The sequence below is a fragment of the Nakamurella flavida genome (genome assembly GCF_030811475.1).
GTDB classification, from domain to species: Bacteria; Actinomycetota; Actinomycetes; order Mycobacteriales; family Nakamurellaceae; genus Nakamurella; species Nakamurella flavida.
The window spans coordinates 145,837-162,912 of the sequence record NZ_JAUSQV010000001.1; the positions used below are offsets into that span (position 1 = coordinate 145,837).

General features: G+C 70.4%; 19 protein-coding genes. 18 read left to right on the plus strand and 1 reads right to left on the minus strand.

Annotated features, from left to right (window positions below):
- The first annotated feature begins 346 nt into the window (after positions 1 to 346).
- From rho to J2S58_RS00765, 18 genes are all read left to right on the plus strand, one after another.
- A complete protein-coding gene (rho, locus tag J2S58_RS00680) occupies positions 347 to 2,587 on the plus strand; it encodes a transcription termination factor Rho (RefSeq protein ID WP_306826035.1) in 2,241 nt (746 codons plus the stop codon).
- Positions 2,588 to 2,596: 9 nt separating this feature from the next.
- A complete protein-coding gene (locus J2S58_RS00685; RefSeq protein WP_205255086.1) occupies positions 2,597 to 3,034 on the plus strand; it encodes a PPOX class F420-dependent oxidoreductase in 438 nt (145 codons plus the stop codon).
- A 126-nt stretch (positions 3,035 to 3,160) separates the two neighbouring features.
- Positions 3,161 to 3,373 carry a 50S ribosomal protein L31 gene (rpmE, locus tag J2S58_RS00690; protein ID WP_205255087.1) on the plus strand — a complete coding sequence of 71 codons (213 nt, stop codon included), beginning with the start codon at positions 3,161 to 3,163 and terminating at the stop codon, positions 3,371 to 3,373.
- A gap of 133 nt (positions 3,374 to 3,506) precedes the next feature.
- Entirely contained in the window at positions 3,507 to 4,604 is a 1,098-nt protein-coding gene (prfA, locus tag J2S58_RS00695) for a peptide chain release factor 1 (RefSeq protein ID WP_205255088.1), read from the plus strand.
- On the plus strand, positions 4,601 to 5,479 hold the full coding sequence (prmC, locus tag J2S58_RS00700; RefSeq protein WP_205255089.1) for a peptide chain release factor N(5)-glutamine methyltransferase: 879 nt from the start codon (positions 4,601 to 4,603) through the stop codon (positions 5,477 to 5,479). The genes prfA and prmC overlap by 4 nt, the downstream gene beginning before the upstream one ends.
- A gap of 66 nt (positions 5,480 to 5,545) precedes the next feature.
- Positions 5,546 to 6,190, plus strand: coding sequence for an L-threonylcarbamoyladenylate synthase (locus tag J2S58_RS00705; protein ID WP_205255090.1), 645 nt, complete (start codon positions 5,546 to 5,548; stop codon positions 6,188 to 6,190).
- 64 nt (positions 6,191 to 6,254) lie between these two features.
- Positions 6,255 to 7,484, plus strand: coding sequence for a glycosyltransferase family 4 protein (locus J2S58_RS00710; RefSeq protein WP_370881843.1), 1,230 nt, complete (start codon positions 6,255 to 6,257; stop codon positions 7,482 to 7,484).
- Positions 7,481 to 8,083: a hypothetical protein gene (locus J2S58_RS00715; protein ID WP_205255092.1), complete on the plus strand. Its 603-nt coding sequence runs from the start codon at positions 7,481 to 7,483 to the stop codon at positions 8,081 to 8,083. Before J2S58_RS00710 ends, J2S58_RS00715 begins: the two co-directional genes overlap by 4 nt.
- Positions 8,084 to 8,170: 87 nt before the next feature.
- The gene (locus tag J2S58_RS00720) at positions 8,171 to 8,446 is read left to right on the plus strand and encodes an AtpZ/AtpI family protein (RefSeq protein ID WP_205255093.1); all 276 of its coding nucleotides are present in this window, start codon (positions 8,171 to 8,173) and stop codon (positions 8,444 to 8,446) included.
- Positions 8,447 to 9,262 (plus strand): F0F1 ATP synthase subunit A, encoded by an 816-nt coding sequence (gene atpB, locus J2S58_RS00725; protein WP_205255094.1) that lies wholly within the window; start codon positions 8,447 to 8,449, stop codon positions 9,260 to 9,262. It abuts the gene before it with no gap.
- Positions 9,263 to 9,379: 117 nt separating this feature from the next.
- Entirely contained in the window at positions 9,380 to 9,613 is a 234-nt protein-coding gene (gene atpE, locus J2S58_RS00730) for an ATP synthase F0 subunit C (protein WP_205255095.1), read from the plus strand.
- A 40-nt stretch (positions 9,614 to 9,653) separates the two neighbouring features.
- Positions 9,654 to 10,184, plus strand: coding sequence for a F0F1 ATP synthase subunit B (locus J2S58_RS00735; protein ID WP_205255096.1), 531 nt, complete (start codon positions 9,654 to 9,656; stop codon positions 10,182 to 10,184).
- Positions 10,184 to 11,008 (plus strand): F0F1 ATP synthase subunit delta, encoded by an 825-nt coding sequence (locus J2S58_RS00740; protein ID WP_205255097.1) that lies wholly within the window; start codon positions 10,184 to 10,186, stop codon positions 11,006 to 11,008. Before J2S58_RS00735 ends, J2S58_RS00740 begins: the two co-directional genes overlap by 1 nt.
- Positions 11,009 to 11,065: 57 nt before the next feature.
- Positions 11,066 to 12,709, plus strand: a complete 1,644-nt coding sequence (gene atpA, locus J2S58_RS00745; RefSeq protein WP_240188249.1) for a F0F1 ATP synthase subunit alpha — start codon at positions 11,066 to 11,068, stop codon at positions 12,707 to 12,709.
- A 112-nt stretch (positions 12,710 to 12,821) separates the two neighbouring features.
- A complete protein-coding gene (locus J2S58_RS00750; RefSeq protein ID WP_205255098.1) occupies positions 12,822 to 13,757 on the plus strand; it encodes a F0F1 ATP synthase subunit gamma in 936 nt (311 codons plus the stop codon).
- A gap of 5 nt (positions 13,758 to 13,762) precedes the next feature.
- Complete coding sequence (gene atpD / locus J2S58_RS00755) at positions 13,763 to 15,202, plus strand: F0F1 ATP synthase subunit beta (RefSeq protein WP_205255099.1); 1,440 nt, start codon at positions 13,763 to 13,765, stop codon at positions 15,200 to 15,202.
- Positions 15,203 to 15,408: 206 nt separating this feature from the next.
- Positions 15,409 to 15,798: a F0F1 ATP synthase subunit epsilon gene (locus tag J2S58_RS00760; RefSeq protein WP_205255100.1), complete on the plus strand. Its 390-nt coding sequence runs from the start codon at positions 15,409 to 15,411 to the stop codon at positions 15,796 to 15,798.
- A 16-nt stretch (positions 15,799 to 15,814) separates the two neighbouring features.
- Complete coding sequence (locus tag J2S58_RS00765) at positions 15,815 to 16,276, plus strand: DUF2550 domain-containing protein (RefSeq protein ID WP_205255101.1); 462 nt, start codon at positions 15,815 to 15,817, stop codon at positions 16,274 to 16,276.
- A gap of 162 nt (positions 16,277 to 16,438) precedes the next feature.
- On the opposite strand, the gene J2S58_RS00770 is transcribed toward J2S58_RS00765, so the two are convergent.
- Entirely contained in the window at positions 16,439 to 17,029 is a 591-nt protein-coding gene (locus J2S58_RS00770; protein WP_205255102.1) for a cob(I)yrinic acid a,c-diamide adenosyltransferase, read from the minus strand.
- Between the last annotated feature and the right edge of the window lie 47 nt (positions 17,030 to 17,076).

The following is a 17,076-nucleotide window of genomic DNA, read 5'->3' on the forward strand; positions in this document are numbered from 1 at the left end:
CCCGGTATGCGGCGACACGCTCCGGGAGTGTTGCCGCCCGCCGCGAACTGTGGTTACCCTGGAAGAGATCACCGGCCGTACGGGACTCTTTCTGTCCCGACGCCTGAGCCGGAGTCTTCCTTGGGGGGGCACCTCCGGAAATCTTCTCGTGACGGTCCCGGTCCACCCGGTGACGATCCGAGGATTCCCCGGGTTCCCGATCCGGCCACGCCACTGCTCCTCGCGGCTGTCGTCCAACTCGGTGATCACCACTCCGCCGCGCCCGCTCGGGCGTGGGAGGGCAGCCATCGCCGTCGCGATGGCGCACATACCCGGTCGGACACAGGACCGGACAGGAAGGATCTTCGTGACCGAAACCACGGAGTCGCTCGACATCTCCTCCGTCGCCACCGCAGATCGGGCCGATTCCGCGCCCCGTCGCGGTCGTCGTGGCGAAGGTCTGTCGGGCATGGTGCTGACCGATCTCAAGGCCCTCGCGGGCGAGCTCGGCATCCGTGGCACCTCCGGCATGCGCAAGGGAGACCTCGTCGCGGCCATCACCGATCGGCAGTCCGGCTCGACGTCGGCCCGGTCCACCGCACGCCCGGAGACCGCCCCTGCGGCTGCTCCCAGCTCTCCCACCTCGAGCGACGCCCCGCGCGAGCAGTCGGCGTCCAGCCTGCCGACGCAGAACTCCGCCGGTGACACCGAGGGTCGTCGTCGTTCCGCGCGTCGTCCGGAGGGCGCACCCGAGACACGGGGGAGCGCCCCCGATGCCATCGATCACGCGCCGGCCACCCCGCCGGCCGCGCCCGCCGCCGCCGACCGCAACGGGGCCACCACCGCGGACGGCGCGCGTCAGGACGCCGGTGCCGAGCGCGCCGACGGTCGCGAGGGCGCCCGGTCCGAAGCCGCCCCGACCGGATCCGCCGGCCGGTCCGATCAGGTCGGCGACAGTGCCGCTCCGGACACCCGGGGCTCCGACGACGCCGCCGCGAACAACGCCGACGGCGACACCGACGGGGACCCGCGCGGTCGTCGCACCCGCCGTGGCCGTCGTGACCGCGACGACGCCGCGGTGGACAACGGCCAGGTCCGCGAGCAGCGCGACGGCCAGCAGCGTGACGGCCAGCAGCGTGACGGCCAGGTCAACCAGCAGCGCGACCAGCAGCGCGGCGACCGCCGCAACGATCGCAACGACCGGACCGGCGGCAACGACCGCGCGGACCGCAACGACCGTGGTGACCGCAACGGTGGGGCCGACCGGAACGGCGGCAGCGACCGGAACACCGGGAACGACCGCAACGGCAACACCGGCCGCGACCGCAACGACCGCAACGACCAGGACGACGACGAGCTCGGTGGGCGGCGCGGCCGCCGGTTCCGTGATCGCAACCGTCGCGGCCGTGACCGGTTCGCCGGCGATGCCCCGGTCGAGACCGAGGTCCGCGACGACGACGTCCTGATCCCCGTCGCGGGCATCCTCGACGTGATGGACTCGTACGCGTTCATCCGGACCTCGGGGTACCTGACCGGCCCGAACGACGTCTACGTCTCGCTGTCCCAGGTCCGGAAGAACGGGCTGCGTCGCGGTGACGCGGTCACCGGTGCGGTCCGCCAGGCCCGCGAGGGGGAGACCCCGGGGCAGGGAACCACCCAGCGGCAGAAGTTCAACGCCCTGGTCCGGCTGGACTCGGTCAACGGTCTGGACCCGGAGACGGCCCGCAACCGCCCCGAGTTCACCAAGCTCACCCCGCTGTACCCGAACGACCGACTCCGTCTGGAGACCGAGTCGCACATCCTCACCACCCGGGTGATCGACCTGGTGATGCCGGTCGGCAAGGGTCAGCGCGCGCTCATCGTGTCGCCGCCCAAGGCCGGCAAGACGATGGTCATGCAGGCCATCGCGAACGCCATCACCACGAACAACCCGGAGTGCCACCTCATGGTCGTGCTGATCGACGAGCGACCCGAAGAGGTCACCGACATGCAGCGATCGGTCAAGGGTGAGGTCATCGCCTCCACCTTCGACCGTCCGCCGGCAGACCACACCCTGGTCGCCGAGCTGTCCATCGAGCGGGCCAAGCGGCTCGTCGAGATGGGTCGCGACGTCGTGGTGCTGCTCGACTCGATCACTCGCCTGGGCCGGGCCTACAACCTGGCCGCACCGGCGTCCGGACGCATCCTGTCCGGTGGTGTGGACTCGACGGCGTTGTTCCCGCCGAAGCGTTTCCTGGGCGCGGCCCGCAACATCGAGAACGGCGGGTCGCTCACCATCTTCGCGTCCGCCCTGGTGGAGACCGGTTCCGCCGGTGACACGGTGATCTTCGAGGAGTTCAAGGGCACCGGTAACGCCGAGCTCAAGCTCGATCGTCGCCTCGCCGACAAGCGCATCTTCCCGGCCATCGACGTCGATCAGTCCTCCACCCGCAAGGAGGACCTGCTGCTCTCGCCCGACGAGCTGGCCATCGTGGTCAAGCTGCGCCGGGTGCTGTCCGCGCTCGACACGCAGCAGGCCGTCGAGCTGGTGCTGGACCGGCTGCGCAAGACGCGCAACAACGTCGAGTTCCTCATGCAGGTCGCCAAGACCACGCCCGGCAACGACTGATCGTCACCGATGACCACGGGTGACGGGTCGGACCCGGCGGCCAAGGCCGCCGGGTACGCGGTGCTGGCCCGCACCAGCTACGTCCTGCTCACCACCTTCCGCAAGGACGGGCGGGCGGTGCCGACCCCGGTCTGGGCGGCGCCGGGCGTGGGCGACCTGGCCGGGGAGCTGCTCGTCTGGACCAACCCGAACGCCGGGAAGGTCAAGCGGATCCGACGCAGCGGGCACGTCCTCGTGCAGCCCTGCGACCGGCGGGGCCGACCGGTCGGGCGCGGCGTCCCGGCGACGGCACGGGTGCTGGCGCCGCACGACGCACCGGCGGTGCTCGACGCCATCCGGGGCAAGTACGGGCTGCTCGGCCGGCTGACGCTGCTGCCGCAGCGCTTCACCTCCCGGCCGGCCGGCGCCCTGGCCGTCCGGCTCGGCGGAGCCGCCTCCGCGGAATAGCGGGGGCGGACCGATCGTTTGGACTGTCGTCAGGTGCGTCTGGCACACTGACAGGTCGAGTCCGGCTCCGGTTCACGTTTCGCCCACCTGGGGGAGCGACCCGGCGGCCACGAGAGAGGAATCACCATGAAGTCCGGCATCCACCCGCAGTACACCGCGACCGAGGTCGTCTGTGGCTGTGGCAACACCTTCACCACCCGGAGCACCTCCGCCGGCGACAAGATCACCGTCGAGGTCTGCTCCAACTGCCACCCGTTCTACACCGGCAAGCAGAAGATCCTGGACACCGGCGGCCGCGTCGCCCGCTTCGAGGCGCGGTACGGCAAGCGCAGCCGCTGACGCTCCACGGGCGCCCGCACGGCCTTCGGGCCGGCGGGCGCTTTCGTGTTTCCGGGGTCCGGTCGAGCCGTCCGCTCCCGCCCGGAGTGCGCGCCGACCTGCCAGCACCGCCGCCCCCGTCCCGAGAGGAACCATGAGCCCCGACGCCGGATCCGCCCCCGCGCAGGCGCACACCTCGGCACTGACCGCCGAGTACGCCGATCTGCAGCGCGCGATGGCCGAGCCGTCGCTGCACGCTGATCCCGCCGCGGCCCGTCGGTTGGGTCGTCGCTACGCCGCGCTCACCCCGATCGTCACCACCGCGGCCGATCTCGACACCGCCCGCGGTGATCTCGAGGCCGCCGTCGAACTGGGCGCCGACGACGCGGCCTTCGCGCAGGAGGCCGCCGAACTGGCGGTGCGGGTGTCCGACCTGGAGCTCCGCCTGGCCGAGCTGCTGACCCCGCGCGACCCGGACGACGCCAAGGACGTCCTGGTCGAGATCAAGGCGGGGGAGGGCGGCGAGGAGTCGGCCCTGTTCGCCGGTGATCTGCTCCGCATGTACCTGCGGTACGCCGAACGCCGCAACTGGAAGACCGAGGTCCTCGCCGCGTCCGAGTCCGACCTGGGGGGATACAAGGACGTCACCGTCGCGGTGAAGGCGCCGGGAGCGCCCGCACCGGCGGACGGTGTGTGGGCCCGGCTCAAGTACGAGGGTGGCGTGCACCGGGTCCAACGGGTGCCCGTGACGGAGTCGCAGGGCCGCATCCACACCTCCGCGGCCGGGGTGTTCGTCGCCCCGGAGGCCGAGGACGTGGACGTCGAGGTGGTGCCGTCCGATCTGCGGATCGACGTGTTCCGGTCGTCCGGCCCGGGTGGACAGTCCGTCAACACCACCGACTCCGCCGTCCGGATCACCCACCTGCCCACCGGCATCGTGGTGTCCTGCCAGAACGAGAAGAGCCAGCTGCAGAACAAGGAGCAGGCCCTGCGCATCCTGCGTGCCCGCCTGCTCGTGGCTGCCCGTTCCGTCGCGGACGAGGCCGCCGCCGATGCCCGACGGTCCCAGGTGCGCACCGTGGACCGGTCCGAACGGGTCCGGACGTACAACTTCCCGGAGAACCGCATCGCCGACCACCGGGTCGGCTTCAAGGCCCACAATCTGGACGCCGTGCTCGACGGGGACCTCGACGCGGTGCTGGACGCCCTGGAGCGCGCGGATCGCGCCGAGCGCCTGGCGGGCCACCGATGAGCCGGGTACCGCTGCGCAGCGAGATCAGCGCCGCCCAGGGGACGCTCGAGGCGGCCGGGGTGCCCGGTGCCCGGGCCGACGCGGAGATCCTGGCCGCCGACCTGCTCCGGGTGCCGCGGACGAAGCTGGGTCTGCACCCTCTGGTCGACGACGGGTTCGTGGAGCGTTTCCGCGCCCTGGTCGACCGACGGGCCACCCGCATCCCGTTGCAACACCTGCTCGGCACGGCTCATCTGGCCGGGGTCGACGTCGCCGTCGGACCGGGAGTCTTCATCCCCCGTCCGGAGACGGAGTCCCTGGTGGTCTGGGCGCTGGACGCGATCGCCGGGGTGCGGTCACCCCTGGTCGTCGATCTGTTCACCGGGAGCGCGGCCATCGCCCTGGCCATCGCCACCGCGCGACCCGACGCCCGGGTCATCGGTGTCGAACGGTCACCGGGCGCCCTGGCCTGGGCCCGCCGGAACACCGAGTCGCACCGCGATGCCGGCGGCACCCCCGTGGAGCTGCGCGGAGTGGACGTGTTCGACATCCGCGGCCTGGCCGATCTGGACGGTGCCGTCGACCTGGTCACGGCCAACCCGCCGTACGTGCCCGTCGGAACCCCGGTCGAACCCGAGGTCGGCGAGCACGACCCCGCCGAGGCGGTCTTCGCAGGTCCCGACGGACTGGACGTCATCCGGCCGCTGGTCGCCGTGGTCGCCGGGCTGCTCCGGGTGGACGGGGTGCTGGCCGTGGAGCACGACGACACCCACGGCGAATCCGTCCCCGCCCTGTTGCGCGCGCGGCGCATCCTCACCGATGTCACCGCCCACACCGATCTGGCCGGACGGCCCCGGTTCGTCTCCGCCCGGCGGGTCGCTCTCCCCGCACGCTGACGCGCCGCGCCGGTCCCGAGGGACCGGTGGGACCGGCGTCGCCCCCGGGGCTGGGATGATGCCCCGGTGACCGTCTTCGACTGCTCCGACCCCACCGCCCGTCGCGCCGGCCTGGATGCCGCCGCGACCGCCGCCCGTTCCGGCCACCTGGTCGTCCTGCCGACCGACACCGTCTACGGGTTGGGCGCCGACGCCTTCAACGCCGCCGCCGTGCGGGCGCTGCTGGCCACCAAGGGTCGCGGGCCGGACATGCCCGTCCCCGTCCTGGTCGGGTCGTGGAACACCGTGGACGGTCTGGTCGGGACGGTGCCGGACGTCGCGCGCACCCTGATCCGGGCGTTCTGGCCGGGCGGGTTGTCCCTGGTCATGCACCACGCCCCGTCCCTGGCCTGGGATCTGGGCGACACCCGGGGGACGGTGATGATCCGGATGCCGCTGCACCCCGCCGCTCTCGACCTGTTGCGCCTGGTCGGGCCGATGGCCGTGTCCAGCGCCAACCGCAGCGGTCAGCCGCCGGCCACGACCGCCGCGCAGGCCGTCGAGCAGCTCGGGTCCGACGTCGCCGTGTACCTGGACGGCGGGTCGGCCGCGGTGGGGATCGCCTCCACCGTCCTGGATCTCACCGGTGAGGTGCCCACCGTGCTCCGGCAGGGGGCGGTCCCGCTGGAGCGGCTCCGCGAGGTGATCGGCGAGGTGCAGGCGGCGGGCTGACCGGGAGGATCGCGGCGCGCCCCCGATCCGCGGGGGAGCGGTACCCGCCCGCACGCCCTCTACGCTGGCTCCCGTGTCCGACTACGCGATCCCGGCGCGCGAGTACGCGCTGGTCTTCGCGTCGGCGCTGATCGTCACCTTCCTGCTGACCGGGGTGGTCCGCACGCTCGCGGTCAAGGTCGGTGCGGTGACCCCGATCCGCGACCGCGACGTCCACCGGACGCCCGTCCCGCGGATGGGTGGGGTCGCGGTCTTCGCCGGGTTCTCGGTCGCCGTGCTGATGGCCATGAACCTGGCCACGCTGGGCAGCGCGTTCCGGACGTCGTCGGAGATCATGGGTGTGCTCGCCGCCGGGGCGGTGATCTGCGCCGTCGGCGTGCTGGACGACCGGTTCGACCTGGATGCGGTGACCAAGCTGGCCGGGCAGATCCTGGCCGCCGGGGTGATGGCCCTCTTCGGGGTGCAGGTCAACCGGGTGTGGGTGCCCAGCGACGAGCCCAGCGGCGGCAGTCTGGTCTCGTTGGACCAGACGCAGAGCACGTTGATCACCATCCTGTTGACGGTGATCCTGGTGAACGCGATGAACTTCATCGACGGTCTGGACGGGCTCCTCGCCGGGGTCGCCCTCATCTCCGGGCTGGCGGTGTTCGCCTTCTCGGCGCGGCAGCTCTACCTGTCGGCCAACGACACGGCCGCCTCGCAGGCCCCGCTCATCGCCGCCGCCCTGGTCGGGGCGTGTCTGGGATTCCTGCCCCACAACTTCTCCCCGGCCCGCATCTTCATGGGCGACTCCGGAGCCATGTTCATCGGGCTGGCCATGGCCGGAGCGACCATCAGCGCCACCAGCAAGCTCGACACCTCGACCTTCGGCCCGCGGACGACGATCGCCTTCCTGGCCCCGCTCATCGTCGCCCTGGCCGTGGTCTTCATCCCCATCCTGGACTTCCTCCTCGCGGTGATCCGGCGGACCCGCAAGGGGCTGCACCCGTTCAGTGCCGACAAGGAGCACCTGCACCACCGGATGCTCTCGATCGGGCACACCCAGCGCCAGGCGGTGCTGATCTTCTACCTGTGGGCCGCCCTGTTGGCCGGGTCCGCCGTCTCGCTGGCGTTCGTGGATCTCTCCCGGTATCTCGGCATCTATCTGCTCGTGGTGGGTGGGGGCCTCGTCCTGGCGGTCACCTGCTCGGCCTGGCCCCGGGTCCGGGCCGCTCGCCTGAGCCGACGCCAGCGCCAGGACACCCGCGCCGCCGAATCCGCCCTCCCGACCCCTTCGATCGGACACCCGTCATGACCGCGTCACCGCCCACCGGCCGCCCACGACCCGGCCCGGTGGACCTGTCCGCCGACGTGGCCCGGGTGGCCCGGATGCAGCAGCGCAGCGGCGCGCACATCTGGAGCCTGGACCACCTGCGGCTGTGCTGGACGGTGCTGCTCGTCGGCGGGGTGCTGGTCACCGTGGCGGCCGCCCTGGTGACGGGGTGGCCCGGGGTCTGGGGCGCGCTGCTGGGGACGGCCATCGTCGGGGCCTTCTTCACGGTGTCGGCCGTCGCGGTGGCCCGGGTGGGCCGGGAGAACCCGTCGGCCGTGATGATGGCGGCGCTGTTCACCTACGTAGTCAAGATCGTCGCGCTGGGCCTGGTCATGGTGCTCATCCCGCGGGACGCGGTGGTGGACAGCCGCTGGATGGCCGGCGCCATCGGGGTGGGGCTGTTCGGCTGGCTGGGCGCCCAGCTGCGGACGGTGTGGACGCGGCAGATCCTCTACGTCGACCCGGTCGGGGGCGGGACGGCACCGCCCGTCGCCGACGGTGGTGCCGTCCCCCGAACGGTCGTTCCCGGGGCGCTGACGGTGCGGGACGCGGCCGACGACCCCGGACGCGACACCCCCTGACGTGCCTCTTCGACAACTCGTAGAAAACTTCGCGCCCGCGTGCGACGAGCCCGCAGGCACCCTGATAGTGTCCCGATCGCCATGAGAATGATTGCCGCCTCACGTTCTCCTCACACGGGGAGCAACCAGGGCTGGGCCGTCGTCTCCACCCTGCTCGGCGGTTTCATCGTGTGGGGTGGCATCGGTTGGCTGCTGGATCACTGGTGGGGTACCCGCCTGATGACCCCCATCGGCCTGATCGTCGGCATGGCACTCGGGATCTACGCGGTCGTGGCGCGAGCCATGGCCGAGGAACCCGGCCGACCAGTTCGAGACGACACCAATGACGAGCCGCCTCCGGCCGGCACCAGAAGGGAGACCTGAGTGTCTCTGACCCTGCTGTCCCAGAGCCTGATGGCGGCTCCTGAGGGCGAGGGTGGCTTCACGCCGCCGACCGTCGAGCATTCCTTCTTCTTCGACAAGATCGGTGACGGCAGCGTCATCGCGTCGGTCAAGGCGATGGTCCTGCTCGTCCTCGGCACCCTCATCATCATCGGGTTCTTCCTCGCCGCGTCCCGCAAGGCCGCGATGATGCCCGGCAAGCTGCAGTTCATGGGGGAGTCGATCTACGGCTTCGTCCGCAACGGCATCGCGATCGAGATCCTCGGCAAGCACGGCAAGGCGTGGGCCGGCTTCCTCACCACGCTGTTCGTCTTCATCCTGATCCAGAACCTCTGGGGCATCGTCCCCATCGCCCAGCTGCCGGTGACCTCGCACTTCGCGATCCCGGTCATGCTCGCGGTGCTGGTCTGGCTGCTCTACATGGGTGTGGGGATCAAGAAGCACGGGCTCTTCGGGTTCTTCAAGCTGATGTGCTACATCCCCGGCATCCCCGTGGGCATGCACGTCCTGCTCATCCCCATCGAGTTCCTGTCGAACATCATCCTGCGGCCGTTCACCCTGGCCGTCCGGTTGTTCGCCAACATGTTCGCCGGCCACATGCTCATCACCGTGGCCGCGGTCGGTTTCCTCTACCTCCTCGAGTCGGGCAACACGACCCAGATCGCGCTGAGCATCCTGCCGGGTATCGGCAGCCTCGGCCTGGTCTTCTTCGAGCTGCTCATCATCTCGCTGCAGGCCTACGTCTTCACCCTGCTCGCCGCGATCTACCTCGAGTCGTCCCTCGCGGACGAGCACTGAGTTCGCGCACCGCACAAGCCGTTCCACCCTGGTCCGCACCGGGCGAGGCCAGTCAGCACCACCTGCAGTGCTCCACCGCGGAGGCACCGCGACGTTCCGAAAGGGAGAAACACTCCAATGGCTGATGTGACCCAGCTCGCCGAGCTCACCGGCAACATCGGCACCGTCGGGTATGGCCTCGCCGCCATCGGCCCCGGCATCGGTGTCGGCATCGTCTGGGCCTCGTACATCCAGTCCACCGCGCGCCAGCCGGAGTCGGCCGGTCTGACCCGGACCTACGCGTTCCTGGGCTTCGCGGTGTCCGAGGCGCTGGCCCTCCTGGGCTTCGTGGTTCCGTTCATCATCACCTGATCCTCTGATTCGTTCCCTGCGCGTCGAGAGGACCCCGTAGATGTTCACCGCCACCACGCCGCTCGCGGCGGAAGAGGCCACCAATCCCATCGGTCTGCCCTGGGGTGAGGTGGTCCTGGCCGCCGTCGCCTTCGGCATCCTGGTCTTCGTGCTCGGCAAGTTCGTCTGGCCGCAGTTCGAGAAGGCCTACGCAGCACGGACCGCCGCGATCGAGGGCGGCATCGAGAAGGCCGAGGCCGCCCAGAACGAGGCCAAGGCCGCGCTGGACCGTTACAACCAGCAGCTCGCCGGCGCCCGCGAGGAAGCCGCCAAGATCCGCGAGGACGCCCGCGCCCAGGCGCAGGCCATCCGCGACGACATGCTGACCCAGGCCCGGGCCGAGGCCGAGCGCATCTCCGCGTCCGGTCGGGCCCAGCTCGACGCCCAGCGGCAGCAGATCGTGGCCGAACTCCGTTCGGACATGGGTCGTGTCTCGGTCGATCTCGCCGGCCGCATCGTCGGCGAGTCCCTGCAGGACGACGACCGGGCGCACCGCACGGTCGAGCGCTTCCTGGCCGAACTGGAGCGCTGATGCAGCACATCGCCAGTCGGCAGGCCCTCGAGGCCAGCACCGCGCGCCTGCTGCAGGACGCGGCCAACCTGGACGACGACGGTCTCGGCGCCCTGGGTGACGAACTCCGGTCCGTCGGGTCCCTGCTCCTGCGGGAGGTGCCGCTGCGGCGGACCCTCTCGGAGGCGACGCTGTCGCTGGAGACCCGCGAGGGCATCCTCACCCGGGTGCTCCAGGGCAAGGTCGGCGATCGCACGCTGGCCCTCGTCCGCTTCGCGCTGGGCCAGACCTGGTCGAACGGGCGCGACCTGCAGACCGGTGTCACCCGGCTCGGCCGGACGGCGATGTTCCTGCGAGCCGAGCGCACCGGCACCATCGACGAGGTCGAGGACCAGATGTTCCGGTTCAGCCGGATCGTCGACGCCAGTCCGGAGCTCTCGGTCGTCCTGGACGATCCGACCGTCGATCCGCAGGCGCGCGGATCGTTGATCACCCGGCTCCTCGGGGAGCGCGCCGATCCGCTGGTCACCTCCATGGTCGTCGGTCTCGCCCAGGACACCGCCGGACGGTCGGTCACCCACGGCCTGCGCGAGCTCGTGGACCAGGCCGCCGACCGCCGCGACAAGGTGGTGGCGACGGTCAAGTCCGCCGTGGCCTTCACCCCGGATCAGGTGCGCCGGCTCACGGCCGCACTGAACCGCATCTACGGCAGTGAGGTCAGCGTCCACCTCGAGGTGGAACCAGGCCTGGTCGGCGGGGTGCGCGTGCAGGTCGGTGACGAGGTCATCGACGGCAGCATCGCGGGCCGGCTCGACTCGTTGCGCCGCACCCTTGCCGGGTCTTGACCGGCTGCTCCACCACCACTTCGGCATGAACCCAGATATCGACGGAACAGGACCACGATGAGCGAGTTGACCATCTCCGCGGACGAGATCCGTTCGGCGATCGACAGCTATGTCGCCGACTACACCCCCGAGGTGACCCGGGAGGAGGTCGGCGTCGTCGCCAGCACCGGTGACGGCATCGCCACCGTCGAGGGTCTGCCGTCGGCCATGGCGAACGAGTTGCTGCAGTTCCCCGGAGGGGTGCTGGGTGTCGCCCTGAACCTCGACGTCCGCTCCATCGGCGCGGTCATCCTCGGTGACGCGAACACCATCGAGGAGGGACAGGAGGTCACCCGCACCGGCGAGATCCTCTCCGTCCCCGTCGGCGACGCCTTCCTGGGCCGCGTGGTCAACCCGCTGGGCCAGCCGATCGACGGCCTGGGCGAGATCGCGTCGGAGGGCACCCGTGCCCTGGAGCTGCAGGCGGCCTCGGTCGTCGAGCGGCAGGGCGTGGGCGAGCCGCTGCAGACCGGCATCAAGGCCATCGACGCGATGACGCCGATCGGCCGCGGCCAGCGCCAGCTGATCATCGGCGACCGCAAGACCGGCAAGACCGCCGTCTGCGTCGACACGATCATCAACCAGAAGCAGAACTGGGAGACCGGCGACCCGAAGCAGCAGGTCCGCTGCGTCTACGTCGCCGTCGGTCAGAAGGGCACCACGATCGCCGGTGTCCGGCAGTCCCTCGAGGACGCCGGCGCGCTGGAGTACACGACGATCGTCGCCTCGCCCGCCTCGGACAGCGCCGGCTTCAAGTGGCTCGCGCCGTACACCGGCTCCTCGATCGGCCAGCACTGGATGTACCAGGGCAAGCACGTCCTGATCATCTTCGACGACCTGTCCAAGCAGGCCGAGGCCTACCGCGCGATCTCGCTGCTGCTGCGGCGCCCGCCGGGCCGCGAGGCCTACCCGGGCGACGTCTTCTACTTGCACTCCCGTCTGCTGGAGCGCTGCGCGAAGCTGTCCGACGAGCTGGGCGCGGGCTCGATGACCGGTCTGCCCATCATCGAGACCAAGGCCGGTGACGTCTCCGCGTACATCCCGACCAACGTCATCTCGATCACCGACGGCCAGTGCTTCCTGCAGGGCGACCTGTTCAACGCCGGTGTCCGCCCCGCCGTCAACGTCGGCGTGTCGGTCTCCCGGGTCGGCGGCGCCGCGCAGATCAAGGCCATGCGGAAGGTCTCCGGCACCCTGCGTCTGGACCTGTCGGCCTACCGCGAGCTGGAGGCGTTCGCCGCCTTCGGGTCCGATCTGGACTCGGCGTCCAAGCGGTCCCTGGCCCGCGGCTCGCGACTGGTGGAACTGCTCAAGCAGCCGCAGTTCTCCCCGTACCCGGTGGAGGAGCAGGTCGTCTCCATCTGGGCCGGCACCCGTGGGCACCTGGACCGTGTCCCGGTGGAGGACATCCGCCGCTTCGAGAGCGAGTTCCTGCAGTTCCTGCGGCACGCTCCGAGCAGCCCGCTCGAGTCCATCAAGAGCTCGCGCGACCTGTCCAAGGATGCCGAGGACGCCCTGCTGACCGCGCTGGAGGACTTCTCCGACAGCTTCACCACGTCCGAGGGTTCGATCCTGGGCCGTCAGGCCGAGGTCAAGCCCATGGATTCCGCGGACGTGGGCCAGGAGAAGATCCAGGTCCGACGCGCGCAGCCGAAGAAGTGACAGTCGTTCCCATGATGTCCTCCATGACCACCACCGTCGCTTCGGCGACGGTGGTGGTGACCGGGCCGGCGTCCGCCGCTCGGTCCTTCTCCGCAATCGATGGGAGTTCCTGATGGCCGCCCAGGTCAGGGTGCTCAGGCAACGGGTGCGCTCGGTGCGCTCGACGCAGAAGACCACCAAGGCGATGGAGATGATCGCCACCTCCCGGATCGCCAAGGCCCAGGCCAAGGTGGCTGCGGCTGCTCCGTACTCCGAGCTCATCACCGACGTCCTCGAGGCGCTGGCGAACGTGTCGACCCTGGACCACCCGTTGCTGACCGAGCGGGAGAACGCCCGACGGGCGGCGATCCTGCTCGTCACCTCGGATCGTGGGCTCTGCGGTGGCTACAACGCCAACGCGATCAAGTCCGCGGAGGAGCTCACCGCCCTACTCAGGAGCCAGGGCAAGGAGGTCGTGCTCTTCGTCATCGGCCGGAAGGGTCTGGGGTACTACAACTTCCGGCAGCGCCCGGTCGTCGACTCCTGGTCCGGCTTCTCCGAGCAGCCGACCTACGCCGATGCCGAGGCCGCGGCGGCCAGTCTGCTGCCGGCCTTCCTGGTCGGGTCGGACGGGACCACGCCGGACGGTGGGCAGGGCGTCGACGAGATCCACGTGGTGTCCACCCACTTCGTCTCGATGATGACCCAGTCGCCCACCGCACGGCGGCTGGCACCCATGGAGATCGAGTACGTGGAGCAGTCGGGCACGGGATCGGACGCCAAGCTGGGTCCGTCCTACGAGTTCGAGCCGTCCCCCGAGGCGCTGCTCGACGAGATGTTGCCGAAGTACATCACCACCCGCATCTACGCGGCCCTGCTGGATTCGGCGGCGAGCGAGTCCGCCGCCCGTCGTGCTGCGTGCAAGAGCGCCACCGACAACGCCAACGACATCATCAAGAAGTTGAGCCGGGAGGCCAACCAGGCCCGGCAGGCCCAGATCACCCAGGAACTCAGCGAGATCGTCGGCGGCGCCGATGCCCTCGCCGCGGCCGGAAACGAAGAGGACTGATCACGATGAGCACTGCTTTCCAGACAACCCCGCAGTCGACCGGTGTGACCGGTCGGGTCGTCCGGGTCATCGGCCCGGTCGTGGACGTCGAGTTCCCCCGCGGCGAGGTGCCCGAGCTGTTCAACGCTCTGCACGTCCCCGTGTCCGGGCTCGGCGACGACCGCACCCTGACCCTCGAGGTCGCGCTGCACCTCGGCGACGACATCATCCGCGCCATCTCCATGCAGCCGACCGACGGTCTGGTGCGCGGCGCCTCGGTCACCGACACCGGGAAGCCGATCTCGGTGCCCGTCGGTGACGCGGTCAAGGGGCACGTCTTCAACGCCCTCGGCAAGTGCCTGGACGCTCCCGGTACCGCCGAGGACGCCGAGCACTGGCCGATCTACCGCAAGCCCCCGTCGTTCGACCAGCTCGAGGGTCGGACCACCCAGCTGGTCACCGGCATCAAGGTCATCGACCTGCTGACCCCGTACGTGCAGGGCGGCAAGATCGGCCTGTTCGGTGGGGCCGGCGTGGGCAAGACCGTCCTCATCCAGGAGATGATCACCCGCGTCGCCAAGAACTTCGGTGGCACCTCGGTCTTCGCCGGAGTGGGCGAGCGCACCCGCGAGGGCAACGACCTCTTCACCGAGATGACCGAGTCGGGCGTCATCAACGACACCGCACTCGTCTTCGGCCAGATGGACGAGCCGCCGGGGACCCGCATGCGCGTCGCCCTGTCCGCGCTGACCATGGCGGAGTACTTCCGCGATGTGCAGAACCAGGACGTGCTGCTCTTCATCGACAACATCTTCCGGTTCACCCAGGCGGGTTCCGAGGTCTCCACCCTGCTCGGCCGCATGCCGTCCGCGGTGGGGTACCAGCCCACCCTGGCCGACGAGATGGGCGAGCTGCAGGAGCGGATCACCTCCACCAAGGGCCGCTCGATCACCTCGCTGCAGGCGATCTACGTGCCTGCGGACGACTACACCGACCCGGCGCCGGCGACCACCTTCGCCCACCTGGACGCGACCACCGAGCTCGACCGGGCGATCACCGAGAAGGGGATCTACCCCGCGGTGAACCCGTTGTCCTCAACGTCGCGGATCCTGGACCCGCAGTACGTCGGTGACGAGCACTACCGCGTCGCGCAGGAGGTCATCCGGATCCTCCAGAAGTACAAGGAGCTCCAGGACATCATCGCGATCCTCGGCATGGACGAGCTGTCCGAGGAGGACAAGCTCCTCGTGGGTCGCGCTCGCCGCATGGAGCGTTACCTGGGCCAGAACTTCTTCGTGGCCAAGCAGTTCACCGGCATGGACGGTTCGTACGTCGAGATGGACCACACCATCGAGTCGTTCAACGCCATCGCCAAGGGCGAGTACGACCACATCCCCGAGCAGGCCTTCCTGAACGTGGGTGGCATCGACGACGTGCTGGCCAAGGCCAAGACGCTCGAGGGCTGATCCTCCGGCGGAATGGATGTGGCGGGGTCCCGGCGGACCCCGCCACATCTGTTCGTGGGCCCGCCGCCATCCCCCGAGGTCACTCGGCGGAGGTGTGCGCGGCTGAGCAGTGACCGGTGGCCCGGCGACGGGTCGCCGAACCGTTAGGCTTTGTCCAAGCTGGTCGTCCGCGACCGGCACCTCCCCACGACGAGAGTGGAGTGTCCGTGGCCGAGATGCAGGTAGACCTGGTCGCCGTCGAGCGCAAGGTGTGGTCCGGGACCGCCGAGATGGTGGTCGCCCGGACCGTGGACGGTGACATCGGGATCATGCCCGGTCATGCCCCGTTGCTCGCCCAGTTGCGCGAGGGTTTCGCGGCGCGCATCCAGCAGGCGGGCGGGAACGTTCTGGGCATCGCCGTCCACGGCGGATTCCTCTCCGTGACGAAGGAGGGCGTGTCCATCCTCGCCGAGGATGCCCAGCTCTCCGACGAGATCGACGTGAGTCACGCCCGTCAGACGTACGAGGCGGCGAAGGCCCGCGGTGATTCCGCGGAGGCCGAGGCCGATCTGCGGCGGGCACAGGCCCAGCTGTTGGCCACCGGCAACGACATCTGAGTCGGCACCCCGACCGGTGGACCTCGTCCTGATCGTGGAGATTCTCGGTCTCGCCCTGCTCGCTCTCGTCGTGCTGGTCATCGTGATGGTGACGGTGCGGCGGTCGCGGTTGGCCCGGTCCGGGGCGGTCAGCGTGTCGTGGCGGTTCGATGTGTCCCGTGCGGGCCACGGATGGGTGCTCGGCCAGGGCCGGTTCGACGGTCCGAACCTCCTGCTGTACCGGTCGTTCTCGCCGCTGCCGATGCCCGCGCGCCGACTGTCCCGGGAGCGGCTCACCTTGGGGGAGCGTCGCTGTCCGGCCGGTACGGAGGCCGATCTGCTGCCGGTCGGGTCGGTGATCATCACCTGCACCGATGGGGGCACCCCGTTCGAGCTGGCGGTCAGCGAGCAGGTGTCGACCGGGGTGCTGTCGTGGCTTGAGTCCCTGCCGCCGAGCAGCCCCGCGCATCGGCGCGGGTCCCTGCGCCGCCGCGACTGAAATTCTCCCGTCGTCGGTGCCGGAGCTCCCCCGCCGACGCCTGTGGTCACGCGCGTGCGATCCGGCGTCTGAGGCAGGTGTCCGCGGCGCAGACCCCGTCCGATCGAGCCGTCGCCGGGTCGGTCCAGGCCGGCCGTCTCGTGGCCGACCTGGACCCGCCCGTCAGCGCGAGCCGCCCGGTACCCAGGTCACGTCGCCGTCCGGGTTCGCCACCCGGGCGAGGATGAACAGCAGGTCCGACAGCCGGTTCAGGTATAGGGCGGCGAGGGCATTGGTGTGCTCGGGATCGGCGTTGACCTGCGTCCAGGCGCTGCGCTCGGCTCGGCGTGCCACGGTGCGGGCCTGGTGCAGGAGGGCCGCCGCCGCCGTTCCCCCGGGCAGGATGAACGAGGTGAGGGCGGGAAGCGCCTCGTTGTGCGTGTCGCAATCACTCTCCAGGCGGTCGATGTAGTCCTGGGTGATGCGCAGTCTGGCCGGCTGGCCCGCGCCGCCGGCCAGCTCCTCGGCGGACACCGGCGTGGCCAGGTCCGCCCCGAGGTCGAACAGTTCGTTCTGGACCCGGCTGATGACGGTCCTCAGCGGGTCGGCGGGCTGCCCCAGTGCCATCACGATGCCCAGGGCGGCGTTGGTCTCGTCGCAGTCGGCGTAGGCGACCAGGCGCGGGTCGGTCTTGCTGACTCGGGAGAAATCGGCGAGGCCGGTGGTCCCGTCGTCGCCGGTACGGGTGTAGATGCGGGTCAGGTGAACGGCCATGACGGCCACCCTACGGGCGTGGTGCCGGCCGGCTCCCGGGCGGCCGG

What these genes read in the sequence shown, in the direction of transcription:
- rpmE (WP_205255087.1), top strand. Translation starts at nt 3,161, where the DNA reads ATGAAGTCCGGCATCCACCCGCAGTACACCGCGACCGAGGTCGTCTGT.
- prfA (WP_205255088.1), top strand. Translation starts at nt 3,507, where the DNA reads ATGAGCCCCGACGCCGGATCCGCCCCCGCGCAGGCGCACACCTCGGCA.
- atpA (WP_240188249.1), top strand. Translation starts at nt 11,066, where the DNA reads ATGAGCGAGTTGACCATCTCCGCGGACGAGATCCGTTCGGCGATCGAC.
- J2S58_RS00715 (WP_205255092.1), top strand. Translation starts at nt 7,481, where the DNA reads ATGACCGCGTCACCGCCCACCGGCCGCCCACGACCCGGCCCGGTGGAC.
- J2S58_RS00720 (WP_205255093.1), top strand. Translation starts at nt 8,171, where the DNA reads ATGATTGCCGCCTCACGTTCTCCTCACACGGGGAGCAACCAGGGCTGG.
- J2S58_RS00740 (WP_205255097.1), top strand. Translation starts at nt 10,184, where the DNA reads ATGCAGCACATCGCCAGTCGGCAGGCCCTCGAGGCCAGCACCGCGCGC.
- atpD (WP_205255099.1), top strand. Translation starts at nt 13,763, where the DNA reads ATGAGCACTGCTTTCCAGACAACCCCGCAGTCGACCGGTGTGACCGGT.
- J2S58_RS00735 (WP_205255096.1), top strand. Translation starts at nt 9,654, where the DNA reads ATGTTCACCGCCACCACGCCGCTCGCGGCGGAAGAGGCCACCAATCCC.
- J2S58_RS00770 (WP_205255102.1), bottom strand. Translation starts at nt 17,029, where the DNA reads ATGGCCGTTCACCTGACCCGCATCTACACCCGTACCGGCGACGACGGG.
- prmC (WP_205255089.1), top strand. Translation starts at nt 4,601, where the DNA reads ATGAGCCGGGTACCGCTGCGCAGCGAGATCAGCGCCGCCCAGGGGACG.
- J2S58_RS00750 (WP_205255098.1), top strand. Translation starts at nt 12,822, where the DNA reads ATGGCCGCCCAGGTCAGGGTGCTCAGGCAACGGGTGCGCTCGGTGCGC.
- atpE (WP_205255095.1), top strand. Translation starts at nt 9,380, where the DNA reads ATGGCTGATGTGACCCAGCTCGCCGAGCTCACCGGCAACATCGGCACC.
- J2S58_RS00685 (WP_205255086.1), top strand. Translation starts at nt 2,597, where the DNA reads ATGACCACGGGTGACGGGTCGGACCCGGCGGCCAAGGCCGCCGGGTAC.